The sequence below is a fragment of the Neomoorella stamsii genome, from assembly GCF_002995805.1.
In the GTDB taxonomy this organism is placed as follows: domain Bacteria; phylum Bacillota; class DSM-521; order Neomoorellales; family Neomoorellaceae; genus Neomoorella; species Neomoorella stamsii.
The window spans coordinates 1-20,717 of sequence record NZ_PVXL01000024.1 but is presented as its reverse complement, the minus strand read 5'-3'; the positions used below and the strand labels follow the sequence as shown (position 1 = coordinate 20,717).

The 20,717-nt window shown below is 49.4% G+C and carries 16 protein-coding genes; 3 read left to right on the top strand and 13 right to left on the bottom strand.

The annotated features are described in order from the left end of the window. The coding region (locus MOST_RS03760) for a TolB family protein (protein WP_129588652.1) at positions 1–814 on the top strand (814 nt) is incomplete at its 5' end. A gap of 336 nt (positions 815–1,150) precedes the next feature. Here MOST_RS03760 and MOST_RS03755 read toward each other — a convergent pair. Beyond that, positions 1,151–1,369 (bottom strand): AbrB/MazE/SpoVT family DNA-binding domain-containing protein, encoded by a 219-nt coding sequence (locus MOST_RS03755; RefSeq protein ID WP_083476475.1) that lies wholly within the window; start codon positions 1,367–1,369, stop codon positions 1,151–1,153. Positions 1,370–1,856: 487 nt separating this feature from the next. Between MOST_RS03755 and MOST_RS03750 the strand changes: the two genes are divergently transcribed. Continuing rightward, positions 1,857–2,975 (top strand): oxidoreductase, encoded by a 1,119-nt coding sequence (locus MOST_RS03750; RefSeq protein WP_054935811.1) that lies wholly within the window; start codon positions 1,857–1,859, stop codon positions 2,973–2,975. Here the strand turns inward: MOST_RS03750 and MOST_RS03745 are convergent. From MOST_RS03745 to MOST_RS03705, 9 genes are all read right to left on the bottom strand, one after another. Continuing rightward, positions 2,970–3,755 (bottom strand): MBL fold metallo-hydrolase, encoded by a 786-nt coding sequence (locus MOST_RS03745; protein ID WP_054935810.1) that lies wholly within the window; start codon positions 3,753–3,755, stop codon positions 2,970–2,972. The genes MOST_RS03750 and MOST_RS03745 overlap by 6 nt on opposite strands. A 15-nt stretch (positions 3,756–3,770) precedes the next feature. Beyond that, positions 3,771–4,784 carry a radical SAM protein gene (locus MOST_RS03740; RefSeq protein ID WP_054935809.1) on the bottom strand — a complete coding sequence of 338 codons (1,014 nt, stop codon included), beginning with the start codon at positions 4,782–4,784 and terminating at the stop codon, positions 3,771–3,773. A 70-nt stretch (positions 4,785–4,854) separates the two neighbouring features. Beyond that, positions 4,855–5,811: a DUF169 domain-containing protein gene (locus tag MOST_RS03735; protein ID WP_054935808.1), complete on the bottom strand. Its 957-nt coding sequence runs from the start codon at positions 5,809–5,811 to the stop codon at positions 4,855–4,857. A 26-nt stretch (positions 5,812–5,837) separates the two neighbouring features. After that, on the bottom strand, positions 5,838–6,959 hold the full coding sequence (locus MOST_RS03730; RefSeq protein ID WP_054935807.1) for a (Fe-S)-binding protein: 1,122 nt from the start codon (positions 6,957–6,959) through the stop codon (positions 5,838–5,840). 80 nt (positions 6,960–7,039) lie between these two features. Continuing rightward, positions 7,040–7,882 carry a TIGR04282 family arsenosugar biosynthesis glycosyltransferase gene (locus tag MOST_RS03725; RefSeq protein ID WP_054935806.1) on the bottom strand — a complete coding sequence of 281 codons (843 nt, stop codon included), beginning with the start codon at positions 7,880–7,882 and terminating at the stop codon, positions 7,040–7,042. Continuing rightward, positions 7,883–8,371 carry a GNAT family N-acetyltransferase gene (locus MOST_RS03720; RefSeq protein ID WP_054935805.1) on the bottom strand — a complete coding sequence of 163 codons (489 nt, stop codon included), beginning with the start codon at positions 8,369–8,371 and terminating at the stop codon, positions 7,883–7,885. Then, entirely contained in the window at positions 8,361–9,320 is a 960-nt protein-coding gene (nrfD, locus tag MOST_RS03715; protein WP_054935804.1) for an NrfD/PsrC family molybdoenzyme membrane anchor subunit, read from the bottom strand. The genes MOST_RS03720 and nrfD overlap by 11 nt, the downstream gene beginning before the upstream one ends. 12 nt (positions 9,321–9,332) lie before the next feature. Continuing rightward, the gene (locus tag MOST_RS03710; RefSeq protein WP_054935803.1) at positions 9,333–9,875 is read right to left on the bottom strand and encodes a 4Fe-4S dicluster domain-containing protein; all 543 of its coding nucleotides are present in this window, start codon (positions 9,873–9,875) and stop codon (positions 9,333–9,335) included. A gap of 5 nt (positions 9,876–9,880) precedes the next feature. Next, a complete protein-coding gene (locus MOST_RS03705) occupies positions 9,881–12,076 on the bottom strand; it encodes a molybdopterin-containing oxidoreductase family protein (RefSeq protein WP_054935802.1) in 2,196 nt (731 codons plus the stop codon). Positions 12,077–12,928: 852 nt separating this feature from the next. Between MOST_RS03705 and MOST_RS03700 the strand changes: the two genes are divergently transcribed. Next, a complete protein-coding gene (locus tag MOST_RS03700; protein ID WP_054935801.1) occupies positions 12,929–15,007 on the top strand; it encodes a sigma-54-dependent Fis family transcriptional regulator in 2,079 nt (692 codons plus the stop codon). Positions 15,008–15,219: 212 nt separating this feature from the next. Here MOST_RS03700 and MOST_RS03695 read toward each other — a convergent pair whose 3' ends face one another. The 3 genes from MOST_RS03695 to MOST_RS03685 all read right to left on the bottom strand — a co-directional run bounded on the left by MOST_RS03695 (position 15,220) and on the right by MOST_RS03685 (position 19,925). Continuing rightward, positions 15,220–16,032, bottom strand: coding sequence for a 4Fe-4S dicluster domain-containing protein (locus MOST_RS03695; RefSeq protein ID WP_054935800.1), 813 nt, complete (start codon positions 16,030–16,032; stop codon positions 15,220–15,222). Beyond that, positions 16,032–18,623: a molybdopterin-dependent oxidoreductase gene (locus MOST_RS03690; protein WP_054935799.1), complete on the bottom strand. Its 2,592-nt coding sequence runs from the start codon at positions 18,621–18,623 to the stop codon at positions 16,032–16,034. Before MOST_RS03690 ends, MOST_RS03695 begins: the two co-directional genes overlap by 1 nt. 129 nt (positions 18,624–18,752) lie before the next feature. After that, the gene (locus MOST_RS03685; protein ID WP_054935798.1) at positions 18,753–19,925 is read right to left on the bottom strand and encodes an MFS transporter; all 1,173 of its coding nucleotides are present in this window, start codon (positions 19,923–19,925) and stop codon (positions 18,753–18,755) included. Positions 19,926–20,717: the final 792 nt, after the last annotated feature.

Below are 20,717 nucleotides of genomic sequence, written 5' to 3'. Positions count from 1 at the left end.
TAAAATCTCCCGGTTAAACCCGGAAAAGGAAGGGCAGGAAACTATCTACACCGGGGAATGGACGGGAGAACGCCCCGCCATGCAATCTATTGACGGTAAAATAGTTTTGCGCAACGGTAAAGAACTGGTCTTTTTCGATGCCAATGACTTCAAGGTGTTACGGACAGTGAAATTACCAGTATTTGACCGCTGGCTGGAGGTTTCCCCCGATGGCAGCCGTATGGTTTATGTGGAACAAGGCCTCTGGTTAGCCGACCTCAACAATTCCCGCCGCATTCTCCTGGCCAGAGCTGGCAAAGAAAGATTGCTGCCTTCCCAGCCCCAGTGGTCCCCAGCAGGAGATAAGGTTTTATACATAGATATGTATTACGATGGCTCGGGTGGTATCTGGGTAATTGACCTCAATTCGGACGAAAAAAAGAAAATAGTCGACCTGGATGGTTGCTTTGGCGCCCGGTGGACCAATGACGGCCAGGCCATTACTTTTGGCGCCCGTGGTTACGGGCAGGAAGGGCCCCCCGCCATGTACATTTATGACCTTGGGACGGGCAATACCAGGAGAATACCCACCGGGCAAAATTACGCTGCTATTTCTTTCAGTCCCGATGGCCAGCGCCTGTTGCTCCAATGGATGGAGGAAACCCTGTGGGTTAAAGATATCGCGGAGAACAGGCCCCGCTTGATTACTAAAAAGCCGGGGTATTTCCGGTCCTGCTGGTCACCTGACGGCCGGTATCTCGTTTATGGCCACCAGTTCCAGCGTGACCTGCCCCCATCATTCTGGCTGGTGGACCTGGCCCGGGACAATAACTGACCGCGGCTTTATTCACCGACAATCTCCCTGGCAAGCCTTCCCGCCCTTCCGGCCAGCTGCTGCAGGTAGCCACGCCGGTCGCGCAAGTAGTGTTCCAATTGTTCCAAGGTCCTGGGAAAGCTGGTCCGGTAGACGGCTCGCAGGCGCCGGACGGCCGCCGGGTACGGGTTCAGGGGGTCGCAGTGGATCTCCTTTGTTCCCGCCTTTTTCAGGGTGGCGACCAGTTCTTCCAGGGCTTCCGGGTCATCTCAAGGTAACTAAGGCGGCAAAAATTATTGCTATGGATATGTTTTTTTTTTATATCACCACGTTCGGGAATATAGGTTTCCATCTCGTTTACCATATTTCCCGCCCAACCTGAGGCCCGGTATCTATTTCACCATGAATATTTTCAGGTTTAACCTGGGCTAACATTTTAATTATCGCGTCCTCATCTACCTGTAAATCAACCGGTGTACTTTCTCTAAGGCCGATTTTTGGGGCCAGCGACAAAGGGATACGTATCCCTAAACTATTGCCCCACTTTTGCACATGAGGTTGCATAACGATTTTCACTCCTTCTTTGTTTATACATAGTATTACTTTTAATGCATGGATACAAGTAAAAAATAAGGGGGACGCAAATACTAGCGTCACGTCTCTTACCTATTTTTTAGACTTTTCATCTGTACAATTTGACCAACATTTTCACAAACAGGCAAACCATTGCTAATATCGACCTCCACCCGTACGCTCTGCCCCTCCAGTCCCACGAGGACGACGGAATTGACAATGGCCAGCATTTTGAACCCCCAGGTGGTTTTATGTCCAATATTTGCTATTCGCCACCAGAACGGGAGTTCCTGCTAAGGTGGGTCAGTTTTACTTTACGTTCGGGATTCAGTTCTATTTTATCTAAATTTAGCCTTACCAGGCAGGAAAAAGATGCGGTGTGCCGAAAAGTTAGAAATAAAACTTCTCTCGCATACTCTAGCTGAGGCGGGATTAACCTGTTACCGCCACCTTACATATATCAGATTCGTAAATTTTTAAGGAAGGTTACATGATGTATAGTACACACCTATTTTCTCCATTGAAAATTAAAGGCCTTACCCTGCCTAACCGAATCGTTATGCCTCCTATGGCCCTCGGTATCGCTACTTCCGAGGGCGAGATAACCCCGGAAATGCTTGAACACTACACCTTCCGGGCCAGGGCTTATCATGGTGGCAGCACCTGTGACACTGTACAAAAGTTTGCCGGGGCGGACACCCGCGCCGGTGTAGGCCTCATCATTGTAGAACATGCTTATATTAGCGAGGAAGGCCAAGCCCATCCCAAGCAGCTAGGGATTTACCACGACCGTCTCTTACCCGGCCTTACTAAGCTGGCAGCTAAGATCCACTCCGAAGGAGCGATTGCCGGTATTCAAATCAACCATGCTGGTGCGAGAGTTCTGGAAAATGCTGTAGCCCCTTCATGCATACCTCTCCCATTTCTACCACGCCGTTCCAGGCTAGTGTCACAGCATCAGGAAGATAGAGCCGCAATAGCTGTTGCATCATGTAACCCCTACGAAGAACTCCCCCATGAATTAACAGTTGAGGAGATCAAGGGGTTAACTGAAAAATTTGCCCTGGCTGCCGCAAGGGCCAAGAAAGCCGGCTTTGACCTGGTAGAAATCCACAGCGCCCACGGCTATCTTTTGAACCAGTTTCTTTCACCCCTCACCAACCATCGCCGTGATGCTTACGGCGGCTCCCTGGAAAACCGCCTGCGGTTTCCCCTGGAGGTCGTCCGTGCCGTGCGGGAAGCCCTCGGTCCCGCCTATCCCGTTTTTTACCGCCTGGGTGCGGACGATCGCATGGAAGGTGGCCTAAATCTTGTAGAAAGCCGCTGGGCCATCCCCATGCTGGAAGCAGCCGGGATTGACGCTATTGACCTTTCCGGGGGCCTGGGGGGCTATATTAAAGAAGGCCCGGAAGGTTTCTTCCTCTATATGTCTGATGCTATTAAGCCAGTAGCCCGGGTACCGGTTATGGTGACGGGAGGTATTAAAACGCCCCAATTTGCTAATATGATTATCCGCCAAGGACGGGCTGATCTGGTAGGCATCGGCCGTGCCCTGCTGGCCGACCCGGCCTGGGCACAAAAGGCATGGGTAACCTTAAATGGACTATAGTTCTAGCTTCAAACCGTCAAAAGCGAGGGATACCCCTGGATAAGAGGATATTTCTTGCTCTAGTTCATGTACGGTGACCGCCTGGCTGTAATGCATGGCAAGATGGGTGAGAATCGTTCTTCCCGCCCCTATTTCGCGGCCCAGTACGACAGCCTGTTCTACTGACATGTGGCTGTGGGGATACCAGTTTTCACCATGAAAGGTGGCGTCACAGATCAGGACATCTATGCCCTGCACCCGCTTCAAAGTTTCCGGTGGCAGGCCACAGGTGTCAGTAAAGTAGGCCAGGCTCTTTTCCCCCACCACGAGCATGCCAGCTGTTTCGATACTGTGGTTGGCCGGTAATGGGGTAAGAGTCGCCCTGCCAAAGTCATAGCTACGTCCAAACTGCCATGGTACAGGTACCAGGAGATCCTGAAGGTGAGGAAAGGCGGCCTGATATTCCTCTACGGCGCTGGGCGGCAGGTATAGGGTTAAAGGTTCATGACGTACCAGCCGAACATAGAATTCCACTTCACCCAAACCGCCAAAATGGTCGTAATGCCAGTGAGTGAGAAAAATACATGATAGCTCATCAATCTTTTCCCGCAAAAGCTGGTGACGTAAGTCCGGCGACGCGTCGATAAGAATTTTCTTCTCCCCCAAATCCAGGATGGCCCCGCTCCGCGTCCGGCTAAAGCGTGGATTTTCCCTGGCCTCCTGACAGGCAGCACAGTTGCAATAAAAGGACGGTACCCCGGGACCGGCACCGGTTCCTAGGAGTTTAAAAATCACAGCCATCCCATCTCCCTCCGTCTAACCGGCAACAAAGGCTGAAGGGGTAGGTCCTTGCCGGATGTCGTAACCGGCTTCAAAAAGTATTTCCTGACATTTCCTTACGCTCTGGCCCCGCCCGGCCGCTGTATCAGGCAGGACATCCCTGGGGTTCGGCCCGGCTTCGGCCCAGATAAGATTGGCTCCCGCCATAAGGGCCGGCAGGTTGGGCTCATGGGTACAGTGGGCTGTGGCCCGGTCTCCCATCACCAGGCGCGTAACGGCAATCAGGCGTGCCAACTCCCGGAAAGATATCTCCCCGAGTCCTCCCAGGCGTGTCCCCGGAACTGCCGTCCTTTTCATGGCACCGTTAAATGTGGCGCCAATCTCCCTGGCCCAGAACATCTGCTCAACCATTTCTTCGGGAGTATGCTCCGGCCCTACAGGCTCAAGGCACACCTGGACAGCCAGGCCGGCGGCCCTGGCGTTGGCAATTGTCTCCTCACGCTTCGTTCTGGGAATACCGGTATCTGTCCCTTCCCTTAACCTGAGGGCATGATAAACGGCGGAAAAACCAACCTCCTTTAGTTTTTGCGCCTGTTCATAATTAAAATCACCTATATTAGCAATTAACGGAATATCGTCCTGCACGGCTTCGCGTACTGCGGCAGCAATATCGATAAATTTTTTGAATGGGTAATCAGCCGTCGTCATGAGGTAGATGCCGTTAGCCCCTGCTTCTACCATGGCAAGGGCTGTTTTTACAACTGTATCCGTATCCCATTCCAGGCGTTCCTTGACTACTCCTGCATCACGACCAAAAGAACAAAAACCGCAATTCCGGGAGCAAGGAGCATAATCAAGCCCGATCTGGGCAACGACATCGCCTTTATTGCCGAAGTGCTCCCGGCTAAGTTTATTAGCCACATAGCAAAGGGAATAAAATTCTTCGCTGTCCAGCTCAACTTGCACCAGCCTGGTTGCCTCTTCCCTGGTAGGTATCCCACCGTCCAGGCATTTGTTGAGAATATCTCTGATTATAATTCTATTTTCCAAAACTGCTCTCCCCTCCGTAGATAAAATTAATGTCTCTTTTTTACTATTGGACCGGTACCCACGGGGCATACTATTGCTGTAAAACCTGGATAACCCCTGCAGGACACTGGCCTACGCAGGTGTAGCAGGCAGTACAATGCTCCGGGTTCTTGACAATTGGTACCGGGCGGCCGTCTTGCTCCTGCATGCTTATTACACCATAAGGGCAAAAGTCGGCACACAGGCCTTCTCCTAAACAATTGGCAGCATCGATGTTGATCTGAACCGCCGGGACATCCCTGGTATTCTTCTTTTTGGCGCCTACTTTATCCATTACGGGCGGCATATAGATCTTATGCCGCGCTTCAGGTATGCTTTTCCCGGCCAGTTTTTGCAGCGAACGGGCCACAATCTCCAGCTGGGCAGCCGGGAGAGAGAGATAAAGCTCAAAATCGCTTATGTCACTGGCAGCGCGGCTGCCGTAACAACCGAAGGAAATATTCATTTTCCCGGTCTGCATGGGCTGTACAGTAAGGTCAGCACAGGTGGAGTTATAACCCGAGGTGTTAAAGCTCTGCCGTTCACCGCTGTTATACGATTGGGCGCAGCAAAGCCACATGGCCTGCTCCGGCCACAGGGTGAAGATTACCACGTCGGCTTCAAAGTTGGCTTTACTCAACGGCGCTACCAAGGTGGCCTCGTAGCTGCCGGCCGGAAAGCAAGGCCGGACCGCGATCATCTTCCGGGCACATTCCAGGGTAGGCAGCTTTTTAAACAGGAGGTATAATTCCCCCGACTGCAGTTTGGGCGGCATGGGTATGAGGCCCATAATGGCCGCCCCGTCGGGGCAGGCATGCCGGCGAGGCGGCATATACAGGCTGCAACCCCGCCTGGCAGCCACAATGGCCTGGCAGTGACGCAGTGTTGCCGTTGGTTCTGTCACCCCTGCGGGTATGGCCTCGCCGGGACGCAGTAACCGCACTGCTACCGGCTCCCAACGCAGGGCTAATATATCTTTATAAATGCTTGCCAGTTGCTGGTTATCCACAGGTTTCTCTCCCTTTACTGCAACAGTTATTCCGCCATTACCCGCCGCCAGTTTTCTTCGCCTTCGGGCCCGCTAAAAAGGGCCCTGACCCTTTCCTTGATTTCATGGTAATCCTCGTCCAGACCAAGCAACAAATCAAGTGCATGGCGCACCTTAATTCCGGTGGAAATACGGGCGAAATTGAGGACGCAGCTCAAGCAGTAGCCTACAAGGATTCCGACCCCGGTATTTTTCGCCTCTTCGAGGCGGCGACTGATCAAGGCTTCCGCCAGGTCCGGACGGAAGTGACTTACCTGGCCGCCGCTGCCGCAGCAGAAGGTGGTCGTACCGTGGTGTTCCATTTCAACCCGCTGATATCCTAGCTGTTCCAGGACACCCCTGACCTGCCGGGCAAAGATGCCTTCATGACGGTCGGGACAGGAGTCATGGACGGTAATTAATGATGTACCCGCCTTCCCGTCCTCCCAGATCTCATAGATGGTCCTGACCTCGATGCCGGCTGGTGCTAGTTCAGCGCGAAGCTGGTAAAAACAATTGGGGCAGGCAGTTATTAATACTCTTACACCGAGCCCTTTTAACTTTTTTTTAATATAGCCGGTATAATTTTCACCACGCTCTTTTAAACCCATCTGGTAAAGGGGCTTGCCACAGCAATCTGTCAAGAGGGAGATGTAAGGCCATAATTCCTGCAGGTGGTTAAAGGCAGCCCTTGTTATAGCCGGCGCATAAGTTAACATAGTGCACCCCGGGAAAAAAGCTGCCTCACCTTTTTGATCTATTGGCAAATCATTGTAGTCTATATTGTACTTTTCCCGATAAAGTTTGCAAATATTGAGCTCCCGGTCTGGGAAAAGGTAGCGATAATCGTATATGGGAAATTCTCCGTTTGCTACTGCTTCTATACGTTTAGCGGCAAACATGCCCGCCGGCGAAAGATCTTCCGGGCATACAGCGGCACACAGTTCGCAAAGGTTACAGGAAAATGCTTCCTCTATTGTCGGACCCCGCCCGGCAATATTCAGGGGCGCCTCGCCAATCTCCTGCAGCAACAAGCATGAAGCGGTACATCGGCCGCAGGCGGTACAATTTTCCTTTATCTTTTCGCGAAACCCATCACCGCCGCCAGTGACCCCTGTTGCAACGTCCAAGTTATCAGTCCTTTCCACGATAAGCTTATTGTTGCATGGTCCAACCTTTAGTTGAGTACCTAAGCACCCAGCAGTAATCTCTACCGCTCCGGAGGCAGGGCGGCAGCTTCGAGGCCCAACTCCCTCAGGAATGCCAGGGTGCGGCGGGGTACCATAACCGTAGGATCGGTAACAGCAGCCAGTTCCAGGGAACACATTACGGGAATAGCGCTTGCCAAATCGATGGGGATATCTATGTCAGGAACCATCTCGAGGGCAGCAAAAGGTATCTTTTTCTCTCCAGCTTTCTTTACCAGCATATCCAGGGCCGTGATGCCGTCCATATTATAAAATACTTTATGAAAATCAAAAGGCGTTTCGCAGGTATAACCCACCAGGGAAAATCCGCCCTCCTGGCAGGGTGCTTCGACAATGGCCGCCCCTACTGCTGGGGTTAAAATGTCATTGCACTGCCCGGCAGCTTGTCGACCGGCCTCACTTTGACTGAGCTTTTCTAAAGCGGCTAAAGCGTTTTTAATGGTTACCGGCTGCAGTGTTGGTAAATCCCCACCGATTATAATTACGCTGTCAGCCAGCCTTGCTCCCGACTGGGGCTTGAGAATATAGTCAGCAGCAAACTGCATGCAGTCATCAAAGGAACCGCCCCTATCGGCGAAGATACCCTTTACCTTCCCCGGATGGGTCAGACCTTTAAGCAACGAGGAAAGATAGGCGCCGTCACCGCCAGCGTCGTGACAGACCCAAAAATCAGCACCCTCTTCCTGGCAGGCAGCAATGACGCTGTCGATAACGTCAAGGAGGCAGGCCTCATAGAAAATCTTTGCTTCTTCTGGTGTTAAAATCCCGCCTCTTTCCTTTGTCAGGCGGGTTTTGATATCACCGCTTCTGGGTACTTTGGTAAAAACTACTACCGCTTGGCGCAACTAACTAACCTCCTGTATATAAATCATGGGTACCGGCCGGCAGGCCTCCCGTTCCGGACAGTGGCAGCACTGTTCCCTGTAAATTGTCGCCAGATCAGAAAAATGGCAGTTCCGGAAACCATACCTCCGGTAAAATCCTGCAGCCTCTCCCCTGGCAATGGTAGTTACACGGTAAGAGGCGCAGCCACTGGCCGGCGAGCTGTGGCAATAGGCCCATGGTTTTTTGATTAACTCCAACAGCAGCCTCCCCCCTAAACCCTGGCCTCTGGCTTCTCTCCTTACGGCCAGCAATTGTAGGTGAAAGAAAGTTTCACCTAGCCAGGTTATTTTACCCCCCGCCAAAATTTTCTCTTCAACCTTAATAATGGCGTGCTGTTCTGGTTCCCCGGCCAGGCCCATACCCCAGTCCTGCATTAATTCCTGCAATTCCAGGCCATCGTCTGGCCCAGCCATGGTCACTTCCGCCCGCGCCAGCATATTATTTGCCATTTATCCAGGCCGCCCTTTCCTGCCACGCTTGTTCCAGCCGTGTGGCCAGGACGGCTATCTCCTCGTCCTGCATCCACTCGTTATCTTCACCCGGAAGACTTACCCGGACACCGACCTGGAGGAAGGCAGCTCGCAGGCAGACTTCTCCTACCAAAACAAATAATGATTTTATGGCTAAGATACCGGCGCTTCTACCGCCAAAGTAAAGGAGGCAAGGGATGAGGTGACCACAAATAACAATCCCCCACCAGAAAATATTTTTCAAATTACCGTTGATAAGCATTGCCACCGACCGGCGGGCTTCCTCCGGCGCCGACTGGCGCATCCCGAGGATATAGGCCGCAATTAAGATTATCTGAGTAATGAGCAGAGACAGGAGTATTTTATCAAGAATAGCAATAGTTGGTGCTGGCGACGTACCGGTCACCGCCGCCACCAGGATTACGCCGGCCAAACCGGAAGTTAGGGCTGCTGCCAGCCACAGGGGCACCAGAGCACTGCCGTTCCAGAAGGAACGGCCCCGGGCTTCGCCCAGCTCTAAACCCGGGTAGATTACCAGGGCCACGGCAAAAATTATGCCCAGGAACCCGATAATCCGCCGCCCGGCATTTTCCCCGGCCCAGGGAAAGATATCAAACCAAAAGCTGGTATATATTGCTGCCAGAACTATGAAGCAGCTTAAAAACAGGGCTCCTTTAGTCATAATTGACTGCATGCGGCTAAAAACTAAAAGAAATCGCTTTTTGTTGCCCAGCTCGGCAAGTAATAACAGACCGCCCAGGCCGGCAGCTGCCAGGCCCAGGAAACTACCGGTACCACTTACCTCACCGGCAAGGGGCGAGGTTATAATATCCAGGAAAGCGATGACGGCCAAAACCATGGCCCCGAAGGCGGCGCAAAAGAAGTAACCGGCAGCCAGCCCGCCCCAAATTGCCTGTTTATCCTCCATAACAGCTACCTCCTAGGGAAAAATATAATACACCGACGGTTTCGTGCCCAGATGGGGATACAGCGGCCGGGCATTGGCCTGTTTAATAAGTGCCGCCACTTCGCTGCCGGGATCGTCCAGATCCCCGGCATGGCGGGCTTTCAGCTGGCAAGTTTCTACACAGCGGGGCATTTCTCCCTGCTCCAGCCGTTCATAACACAGGTGGCACTTTTGCACGATGCCCTTTTCCGCCTCGAACTGGCGTACACCATAGGGGCATACCAGCATGCAGAACTTACAGCCAATGCAACGCTCGCCATCAACAATGATAATCCCGTCAGGCCGTCTCTGGCTGGCCCCGGTAGGGCAGCCGTCAACACAGGGTGCATCTTGGCAGTGCATACACGGCCGCGGCAGGTAGTGTGAGGTCACGTTGGGAAATCCCCCTTCCGGCCCTACCGTGAACACTTTATTCCAGCGTTCGTTTAGCGGCAGGTTATTTTCAATCTGGCAGGCAACGGTGCAGGCATGGCAACCGATGCACCTGCGTAAGTCAATAACCATTCCCCAATGCATAGTTCTCACCCTTCCACCTTAGCAATCCTACATAAAACCGACCTGGTGCACCAGCTACCGCAGGCTGGATCGCAGGTATCCGGGTCGTCATCCAGGCAGGCATTAATATTGGATTCCCAGACGCCAAACAGGTCTTTTGCCCCTTTTTCCGGATACCACCATCCCCGTTCCGCCTGGACTACCCCGGGTGGTACGGCCGTCGTGAGTTTAGCTCGTTGCTTGACTTTCCCTTTTGGGGTTTCAATCCACACCCAGTCGCCTTCTTTAATAGCAAGCTCTTGGGCCAGTTCAGGGTTAATGGCCACCCTCGGTTCCGGGTGCAGCAGACGCAGGCGCGTTATCTGGCGGTGCTCTGAATGGTAAAAGGGCATGAAGCCTCCGCCTGCGATGAGTATCAGGGGATAATCCCGCGCCAGCTCCGGCGTAGCTTCCGGGCTGAAAGGCGGCTCGACGTAATGGGGCAGCGGGTCATAGCCGAGTTTTTCTAATATTGAACTTTTGAGCTCCACCTTACCGGATGGTGTGGCAAAGCCTTTTTCCAGGTACTTGTAGTACTCACGCGGGGCAAAGTCGAAACGTACCCCACTGACAAAATCTTCATAGGTTTCGAGACCGTACCCCAGCGATTCCAGGCGGTACTGGAACACCTCTTCGTTGGTCTGCCACGGCCAGTATTCACCCTGGTCCATCTTGATACCTAGCTCGCGCCAGAAGTCGTAGTCAGTTTTTCGTTCATATAACGGCTGTATAGCCCTTTCAGAGGCAATAAGCCAGTCAGAAACCCCATAGGTTGTAGTTAGGACCGGCCTTTCCAGCCAGGAGGCTGCCGGTAAGACATAGTCGGCCAGCATAGCCGTAGGCGTCAGCCAGTAATCCATGACCACTAGCAGGTCCAGCTTTTTGAGGGCTTCATATACCAGCCTGGAGTTGGCATAGGAGGTAAGGGGGTTATCGGCAAGGACAATCATCGCTTTGACCGGGTAGGGTTTGCCGGTAAGTATTGCCCGCCATAGTAGGGGCGGGCTGGCTTCGCACATCCACTCGGCCGGTAAACCCTTTCCCCAGACACGTTCTAACTGTTCATTTAAAAGCTTGTAACCCGGCCAGGTGCTGAGTTTAAACCTGTCCGAACCCAATTGTTTGGCTCTTTGCTCCTCCGGTAGCAACTCGTTTAGTTCCATCTCAACATCGGTAATGAAAGTGGGATGGGGCCCGGGCATCACATCTCCCCCCGGTACATCCAGGTTACCACAAATGGCCCTTAAAACTGCCCGCGCCTGGGCGAAGGCACTGGTAGCCCGGCCGAGTTGGTCGGTGGCTACTCCCCACTGGATACACGACGGCCTCATGGTGGCGTAAGTCTTTGCTGCCAGGGCTATCTTTTCGGCCGGCACCCAGGTCTTTTCTTGTGCCCACTCCGGGGTATACTCCTGAACCCGTACCCGCAGTTCCTCAAAGCCTACCGTCCAATTCTCAACGAAATCGGCGTCGTAGAGCCCTTCATTGATAATGACGTTAAGCCAGGCCAGGGCCAGGGCGCAATCGCTCCCCGGGCGGATGGGCAACCACAGGTCGGCGTGGGCCGCCGTCTCGCTATAACGCGGGTCAATAACAATGATTTTGGTGCCGTTCTTTTCCCGGGCCTCTAAAAGCCCACGCATTTCCGGTAAATACGAGGCGCCAGGATTATGGCCCCAGACGACTACACACCGGCTGCCCATAATCTCCGGATCAAAGGCGCTCCAGCCGTAAATGGCCGTTTCTACTAAAAAATTGGGTATCCAGCAAACAGGGGAGGTGTGAACCACATTGGGGCTCCCTAATAGGTTGAAAAAGCGACGTCGGGCCCAGTCATCAGTCCGGTTGGTGCCCCCGGCAGTGGCAATGCTTTCGGCCCCATATTCCGCTTTGTATTTTTTTAGCCGGGCGGCAATATCTTCCAGGGCTTCCTCCCAGCTGACACGCTTAAAATTACCAGATCCCCGTTCCCCGACACGTTTAAGGGGATAGTTTACCCGGTTGATGTGGTTGAGGTGATCCATAGCCGAAGCACCCCGGGGACACTGGGCTCCCTGATTAAAGGGATGCTCAGGATCACCTGTAACTTTTTTAACGACACCATCTTCAACGTGCACCAGCATACCGCAGTTCATATGGCAGAAATAGCACGCTGCCTTCTTTACTTCAGTAGTACCAGCCATCTTTTTTACCTCCGCTCGAACTACTTACCCTGCAGGTTAAACACGATACCAGGTGGTACAACCTTCTTGCAGTTCAAACAGGTTGTTTGTGCCAGCCTTCTTCCCTCCCAACCGAACAAAAAAGGTTCTTGATAATCTGATTTGTATATGCGATGATTAATTATAGGCTACTTTTAAGCACCGGCAGTTCGGGACCAAATTATATACCCGTTACGTCTACATATACTTCCAGAGAACTGCTTTCTAACCTGACCTTCTAGATACCATAAAAGTACCTCTACATAAGATCTATTTAGCAAAAATCGTGCCAATAACGGGGCTTAAAATAATTCCTAGATTTAATCTCCGGATATCGCTCTGGCACTATATTAATCAAGGTAGCTGAGGCGCTTAACCCGAAAAGTAATGGCGGATATTTTTCCCTTTTTGACACGGGGCATTCTCAAAAAAGAGACAACAAACTTTTAGTCAATATTGCCAACCGCAATATCATCATGATAAATGTTTTTTGATGATTTTCCTTCGATCTTTAGTATAACTTTACCCATTTTTATGGTGTATAATAGTGATAGAAATCACATGGTTGTATATAAAACTAAAATGACATTCCAAAAGTTGTCTTATTGGGTAGGTTGCAGCAGATATGCATGTACCAATCAGGTATAGCTCGGAGAAACTTTCTCGAAAGGAGGGACTTAATAATATGACCCTTTAGTCCGCCGAAAAGGTCTGAACCTCGAATTACTTAAACAGAATGTTGCATTTTTTCTCGGCCTAAAATCCTGCCAGGATGTTTACTTCAAATTACTTTTCTCTTATAGTCGAGGTTTTCTGTTTACTAGGAGGGTTGGTATGGAAGTTATCAGGCCTGATGTAGCCTGTAACGATAACCGGACCGATTTTATAGCAAATCCTTTTGACTATACCTTATTCCAGCGGCGCTGGCAAGAAATTCAGCAGTGTAAACAACGTTTTCTATACAACAATGAAGATCCACGGACTTTTTCTTGTTTAAGCCCAGAGGTTGCTGCTTCCTGGTTAAGGTCACGCGAAAATAATATTGATCCCTTTACCACAAAAATCGGGCACAATGTGCCTAAAGATAAACTGGATGCTATACTTGAAGAAAACAGCCTGTTAATTTCAACCACTAAAACCCTTATAAACGCATTTAAGCACCTGCTCAAGATTTCCGGCTACATTTTAAGCCTCCATAGCGCCAACGGTACTATTCTTTACCTTGAAGGAGATGCTAATGAAATTTCCTATTTTAAGTCAATAAATGCGGTGGTAGGGGCGATCTGGAACGAAGAGACCTCAGGAACTTTAGCCCACGGGCTTAGTATGATTTTAAAATGTCCGGTCCAGTTAATGGGTCCCGAAAATTACTGTATTGCCCTTGAAGACAACATCAGTTCAGCCGCTCCTATCATGGATGAAAAATGCGACCTTATTGGCACCCTGGTACTGGTACAGGCTCTGGGGGAACGGCCGTGGGAAAAAGACCTGAAGAATTTACAATCACATACTCTGGGCTGGGTTGCCTCCCTGGCGGTAGCTATTGAAAACCACCTCAAACTCAAAGAAAAAAACCATAGGCTATTAGTTATGAATAATACAATGGAAACAATCCTTGCATGCATTGATACCGGTATCATAGCTGTCGATTGTGAAAATAAGATTATTAAGGTTAACCAGGAGGCAGCTCTAATACTTAATCCAAATGGCGGCAAAGTTGAAGGCAGGTACATTAAGGACTTTGTGGACGACCGGGTTATGCAGGTATTAACAAGCCAGAAACCTGTTAATTACCTGGAAGCAACTATTCGTAACTGCAAAAAGGAACGCCACTGCGTATTTAGCATACAATTTATACCAGGCCAGTTAGAAAAACGCATAGAAGGTGCCATCATCCGTGTCAACCTGTCTGAAAAAATCAACAACCTTGTTAATGTGCGAACTGGTGCAGTGGCCAAGTATCACTTTGATGATATTATTGGCAACAGCGCCTGCTTGAAACATGCAAAAGACTTGGCCCGCAAGTTCGCCGATGCCGGCGAAAATATTTTATTAATAGGAGAGAGCGGCACCGGAAAGGAGCTATTTGCCCAGGCTATTCACAATCAATACCGGCCTGAAGGTCCTTTCGTTGCTTTGAATTGTTCTGCGATTCCCAGAAACCTCATTGAAAGCGAGCTCTTTGGCTATGAAGGCGGAACCTTTACGGGTGCCGAACGCAATGGAAGACCAGGCAAAATTGAACTGGCTCACAAAGGAACCCTTTTCCTTGACGAAATAGGCGATATGCCCATTGAAACCCAGGCCACGTTGCTTAGGGTTTTAGAGGACAAGCGCGTCATGCGGCTGGGAGGCAGGAAGTATATTCCTGTTGACTTTCGCGTTATAGCTGCAACTAACAAAAATCTCTACCAGATGGTGCAAGAAAATCAGTTTCGTCTCGACCTGTACTTCCGGTTGGCAGTTCTCAAGCTAGAAATACCACCCCTGTGCCAGCGACGGGAAGATATCATGCTGTTATGCCAGCACTTTATAGAATACTACTGTAAAAAGACAGGACATGTATTGCCAACTATAACCCCGGCTGCAAGAAAAATAATTTTAGAATACGAATGGCCCGGTAACGTCAGACAGCTGGAGAATGCTATGATTTATGCCGTCAACATGTCCCAGGACGGCCTTATAGACGTCCAGCACCTGCCTAACGAAGTAGTGAGGGGAACCACCTTGAAAAGTACAGGTATTTGCAGCATAGCCGGGGTAACCTCATTGGAGGAAGCTGAAAAGATAGTCATTCAAAACGCCATGGCTTCTACTGGCAACAATATCCCTCAAGCGGCGAAACTACTTGGACTTGGTAAATCCACTCTGTATAGAAAACTTAAGCAATACAAACTAGATTGCTCGACATAGTATTCCGAAAGCGCAGTACGAGTCCTTAGAATAAAATTTAGCATCAGGTGAAATAATGTGGTAGACAGAAATATGCCACAAAGCACGCCTCTACTCTACCACTTTCAAAAAGACTGTGACGGCAAGAATGAATGGGTATTTAAAAGGGGAGCTTTATCTTGGCTCCCCTAACTAGCAAACGCAGATGAAAACGTCAAACACCTGATATTACATCATTCCCGTTTCAGCGCAATACTACCAATATTGATGCTTTTATCCACTTTCAGGTCTTGAACTTGATAAGGTTGGTAACCGTTCTTTTCAATTTTTAGTGTATAACAGCCACTGTTAAGGCGTCTGATCCAAAAATCACCGAAATCGTCAGTTGTCTCTCTCCAACTTTGGCCGGTCTCGTTGTTAATGAGGGTTACCTGCGCCCCTTCCAGGACTTCATCGATATCCGGATCATAAACCTCTCCTGCTACAAAGAATTTGGGAAGGTTTAGGTAATATACCCTGGGTTTCACACCGAGTTCAGGCTGTAATACCTCAGCCCGGGAGATTAATTCCTTTAATTCTTCTTCCTCACCAAATTTTATCGCCTCTGTAGCACATGCTTCAACGCAGCGTGGAACTTCGCCTGCGTCAACAAGATGCGCGCATCCGGTACACTTCTGTGGTAAATTTAATTTGTCATTCCAGTAAATAGCTCCATAGGGACAAGAATCAACAAGATCCCTGCGCCCTGTAGCCTTTTCGGGGTCTATAATGACCAACCCATCGTTCCTCTTATATACTGACCCATCACCGGCAACCTCAATACATTTTGCATTATCGCAATGCATACAGGGCCTTGCCTGATATTCGATTTTTACCTTTGGAACACTGCCATGTTCTATATCAATTAACTTCATCCAGAAGTGACCTGTATCCGGCTGGGGTTTAGCATAGGGTGACCAGTCGTTGTCAACATGTTCGTCTTTGCAGACCAGCTGGCAGTTATAACAGCCATTACATTTAGCAACATCAATAACAAATACTTTCATTAGTTTTTCACCTCCGTAATCCAGGCCTCGAAACGAACTCCATAATAAGGATCGTAAGGCCTGTTAAACGCCTCAGGGTATTGCTTTTTCATTTTCTCAATATCCACTTTTTCTACGCCTACAAGATACCCGCTCGTGACTTCCCCTGCGCAATTCTTTGATGTCGTGTTGGTAGGGCAGATAAGATTGTTAGCTCCACCACGGTCGGCTTCACCAGGTAATATTGGATCTAGTCTTGCACCATGATCTTGATAAACTACCCCCGGCATTATACGTTCGGTAACATATGCCCCACCAAGTACCCATCCGCGATCGTTATATATCTTAACTACATCACCGCTTTTGATTCCCAATGCCTTTGCATCTACTGGATTAATCCAGACCGGTTCGTATAAATATCCATCCGGCCCTTTAACCTTACAAGTAGGAATCTCACGGAACCATGGTATATCATCCAGCTGAGCATGACACCGCCAGCGGGGATGATTGGAAACTATAAGAAATGGATACTTTTGGGAACGTGGATGCAAAAGGCTTTCTTGATGAGTTTCGCCGTAAGGTATCCAATGAGGCACCGGCGGACGTTCTTTATCATCCGGGAAGTTTTCAGCCAGACCTACGGAATAGAATTCAAGCTTTCCGGTCGGTGTATCCAGAGGATTGTTCTCTGGATCCTTATAGAACGGGCTGAAACCGGGTTCGTCATTCTCCCAGTCCTCGGCTGTAGGTACTACATAGTATTCTTTCTCCCGAAATTCTTCATAGCTTATCCTGTCTTTTATCCCGGATTGTTTGTAACCGTCCTTAATTAAGTCCTCAATACTCTTACCTCTAGTGTATTCTTCGTAGAGGCCAAGTTTCTTTGCTACTTCCGCTACTGCTTCATAGTCGCTCTTTGATTCTCCCAGAGGTTGAATGCACTGCCCTTCGTAAAGGACTACATTGAAGCTGTCACCTAAAACATCAACCCCAAAGTCTTCTTCCTCAAACTTTGTGTTGATAGGAAGGATTATGTCGGCAAATAGGCAGTCATTTTCCATCCACGGATGCTGCATGACAACACATTCAATTTTAGGGCTGCGTAAAGCTTCAATCCACATGTTTCCACCATTCCAACAAGTGGACCAGCATGGGCTGTCGCTCCAAATCATGTGGATTTCCGAACATCCCTCAGCAGGATATTTATACTGTACAAACTGATCCTCCTTGGGAATTCCTGCATATGTTATCCCGTACCAGATTATGGGTTCATCGCTCAAAATTGCTTTAGGGATGAGAGTTTTAGGGATAAACTGCTTTGGCACCGGAAATGTAAATCCCTGGTAGGCCCCTTCCGGGCTGGGTATTATTTCTCTTCGGGGCATTGGGTTCTGGTCATGCAAGCTGAAGAGCTGCCACTCAAAGAGTTTGAGCTGTCCCTGACCGGGTTTTCCTAAGCCCTGCATGCCCAAAAGGATTACTTCCAGACGTCCCGGCTCGTGGGCATAGCAGGATCTGATGTAAGAGCCGCCGTTATTGTGGGCAATACTGGTTGCTTCCCGAGCCCATTTCCTGGCTAAAGCCTTAATAACCCGGGCAGGAACACCGCAGATATCTTCGGCCCACTTTGGTGTCTTGGGAACGCCGTCTTCTTCGCCTAGAACATACTTCTTAAATTCGTCAAAACCGTGAGTATGAGTGGCGACATAATCTTTATCATAAGTGTCTTCCGTAATCCATGTATAGGCAATAGCGAGCTGTAATGCCGCGTCCGTGTTAGGTCTTACAGGTATCCATTTATCCGCATGAACTGCTGCACCATAATTAAGGTCGGGACAGATGTATATGGATTTTATGCCTAGTTCGGTAAACCAGAAGCACAAACGGCTAGCCTGCAGCCCGCCCCATGCAAGCGGTGTCGTCTCTGGGTCGCAACCCCAGAACAGGATCATTTGAGTGTTTTCCGAAATATCCTTAATTAGATTGGCCTGCCTACCCTGGCCTACTGGATCCTGGCCCCAGACGTGCTTGGCGCCCCAGTACCAGCCTTCCCAGCTGTCGGGCTGGCGTGCCTGGATGGTGTAACCGCCGAGAAGCTCCATCAAGCGAATCTGACAGCCGTGAGGACCATGAATGGTCTTAGTCTCGCCGTGGCCGTCCCCCTGTACCAGAACCGAGGTCGGGCCGTATTTTTCGCACACTCGCTTCAGTTCCTTAGCAATTAATTCAGCAGCTTCATCCCAGGTGATGCGTACAAATTTACTCTTACCCCTGTTTTGCGGGTTGCGCTCTCCTTCCGGATCCCAGTCCACCCTTTTCATGGGGTATAGTATCCGGTTCGGCGAATACGTCCGCTTCTTGTATACATAGTTAAAGGGGCTCAGAAGCGACTTCATCGGTGCTTCAAAGGTTTTCCCTCTGGCCTTAATCTTCCAGGGTCGCAATTGTTCTGTCTTATACTTACGGTTATATCTCAGCGGTCGAATACGAAGAATTTTACCGTCCTTAACGTCAATTTCTGCCGAGTTTGATCCAAAGGCAAAGGAACACAAACCCAAATTTTTGTAATAAGTACGCACACCATTTTGGAGTTTCGTGTCCTTTTCCGTCATGGCATAGTATCCCTCCGTTAGTTTTTCTGAATTTTGTCATCAAGCATTGAAATTCGTTCCTCGAGGCATTACAGGCTTCGCTTTAATGTCTGGCAAAAACCTCCTTTCTAGAAGACAGTTCACCTCCTTTTACTCTGTTTTAGTGCGTATTAATAGAGTTGCCACCAGAGCGACAAGAAGCCCTATAACTAAAGGATATACTCCAGCACCCCAACCTCCATTTGCTATAGCCTTACCTAAAACAGGAGGGCCGATGAACATACCGCTGTTCTGACCAAGGATCACCACTCCCAAGGCTACGCCAGCAAATTGGGGATTAATAGCTGTTTCCGGAGCAATGGTAAAAACGCAGGTCGGAATAAAGCTTGCCGCCAGACCTAAAATAACATAATAAGGAACAAGAATTCCAACATTGCCCCCTACTTTAAAAGCCCATAACACTAAAATCGTACAAATAATGAAGGAGGCTGCCAGGATACCCTTACGATTTACGAAGCGGTCAAGAACCCAGCCAGCGAATATGCCGCCAGGTATAAAAACCAGGGTTACCAGGCTAGCGTAAAAACTGGCAGCTCCCGGATCCATCTTATGAACTTCGGCTAAGAAGGTGGGTGCCCAGGTGGCATAGGCTATAAAACTAAAGTTAAATGCGGCAAAGGCAATGGAAATAAGCCAGGTATTTATACTTTTCAACCCATGGCTAATAGAGATAGCGCCACCCTCTTCACTCCCACTCGCCGTTTTTTGGGGCGGGGTAACAATAGCGCTATACACCAGAAATGCAACTAAAGCAAAAACAGCTCCAAACCACCAGATACTGGTCCAGCCACCGAGTTTTGCAATTGGGTTGGCCAAATTATAAATAAGAAAACTGCCAACTGGTACCCATGTAGCCCAAATACCCATAGGCAATCCTCGTTCATGTGGTTCAAACCACATACTAATAACCGCCGGAGCCACGACTGCAATTAAAGCCAACCCAACGCCTTCGATAGTCCTGGCAATAAGCATAATCGCTGCAGTTTTAGCCACAGCTCCAATTACTGCACCAATAATTATACAACCTAGACCTATTAATCCACTGTTTTTCGGCCCCAGACCTGCCAGGAGAAACGCTGCCGGAAGTGCCAGTATGACCCCGGCGATGCAAAAAACAGACATTAGCCATCCCGCCGTTGCCATATCAGCCTGAAGACTTTCCATAAGAACCTGCATTACCGGAGGTACTTTAAACTGGTTCAACGCTACAGCTACGCCCGCAAGATAGACCGCCCACATAACCGCCCACGCTTTTCTTTTCACAGTACACCCCCCTTTGTTATTCAGAGACTTCTAAACGTTGGTACACAAGCCCCGGTGACATACTCTCTCCGGGTTAAAAATCGTAGCGCTGTCCCTCTTGCTGCGCCCCTCCTTCGACTGCATATTAACAAAGGTTTATTGCCCTCACTGCAAAAGAGCTATTTCTCCCTTCATGTCCAAAAGCACTGGAGTACACATATCTCATCTAGCAGCCTAAGTGATAAATATCCTAATCCCAAAAGCATCCTCTACTTCCATGATAAAAAGTAATGCTTAGTCCCATATCTACCCCCACTTCGGTGGGGAAAAGTAGCTAAGGTAGCTTATGAAAAGACATGGTCCCTAACCCGAAGTTGTCAGCAACTATTATTCACACGAGCTGCTAGCAGTTTTAATAACAATTTGCTTTTTATTTCTTATCAGCAGAATCTAGGTTCGCCTTACAATGAGGACATATTTTGGGGTTATTTCCTTGCCTAATTACTTCCTTTCCACAATTGGGACATTTAATCTTCTTGGCTACAGCAGGTGGTCTAAAGCACACTTAAGTTTCCTCCTCGTTAAACAACTCTCATTTTTAGTCCTTGACATTCTACCATGAGTTTTGATTTTAGGGTTAATTACTGTTTTTTAGATGTAATTACATAGAAAATGTGATTTTAAATCCCACATTCCGCATCCATAAACTGGATAGATACCAAATAATAACTATAACCTAAGGTGATGACAAAGATGCCAAAGAGTGATGGTTGAAAAAAGATGATTTATCCATCCCATGTCGAACTTACTATT

Bases quoted from the DNA above. Each gene is read 5' to 3' on its own strand.
- MOST_RS03750 (WP_054935811.1), top strand. From the start codon at position 1,857: ATGATGTATAGTACACACCTATTTTCTCCATTGAAAATTAAAGGCCTT.
- MOST_RS03745 (WP_054935810.1), bottom strand. From the start codon at position 3,755: ATGGCTGTGATTTTTAAACTCCTAGGAACCGGTGCCGGTCCCGGGGTA.
- MOST_RS03720 (WP_054935805.1), bottom strand. From the start codon at position 8,371: ATGGCAAATAATATGCTGGCGCGGGCGGAAGTGACCATGGCTGGGCCA.
- nrfD (WP_054935804.1), bottom strand. From the start codon at position 9,320: ATGGAGGATAAACAGGCAATTTGGGGCGGGCTGGCTGCCGGTTACTTC.
- MOST_RS03710 (WP_054935803.1), bottom strand. From the start codon at position 9,875: ATGCATTGGGGAATGGTTATTGACTTACGCAGGTGCATCGGTTGCCAT.
- MOST_RS03705 (WP_054935802.1), bottom strand. From the start codon at position 12,076: ATGGCTGGTACTACTGAAGTAAAGAAGGCAGCGTGCTATTTCTGCCAT.
- MOST_RS03700 (WP_054935801.1), top strand. From the start codon at position 12,929: ATGGAAGTTATCAGGCCTGATGTAGCCTGTAACGATAACCGGACCGAT.
- MOST_RS03695 (WP_054935800.1), bottom strand. From the start codon at position 16,032: ATGAAAGTATTTGTTATTGATGTTGCTAAATGTAATGGCTGTTATAAC.
- MOST_RS03690 (WP_054935799.1), bottom strand. From the start codon at position 18,623: ATGACGGAAAAGGACACGAAACTCCAAAATGGTGTGCGTACTTATTAC.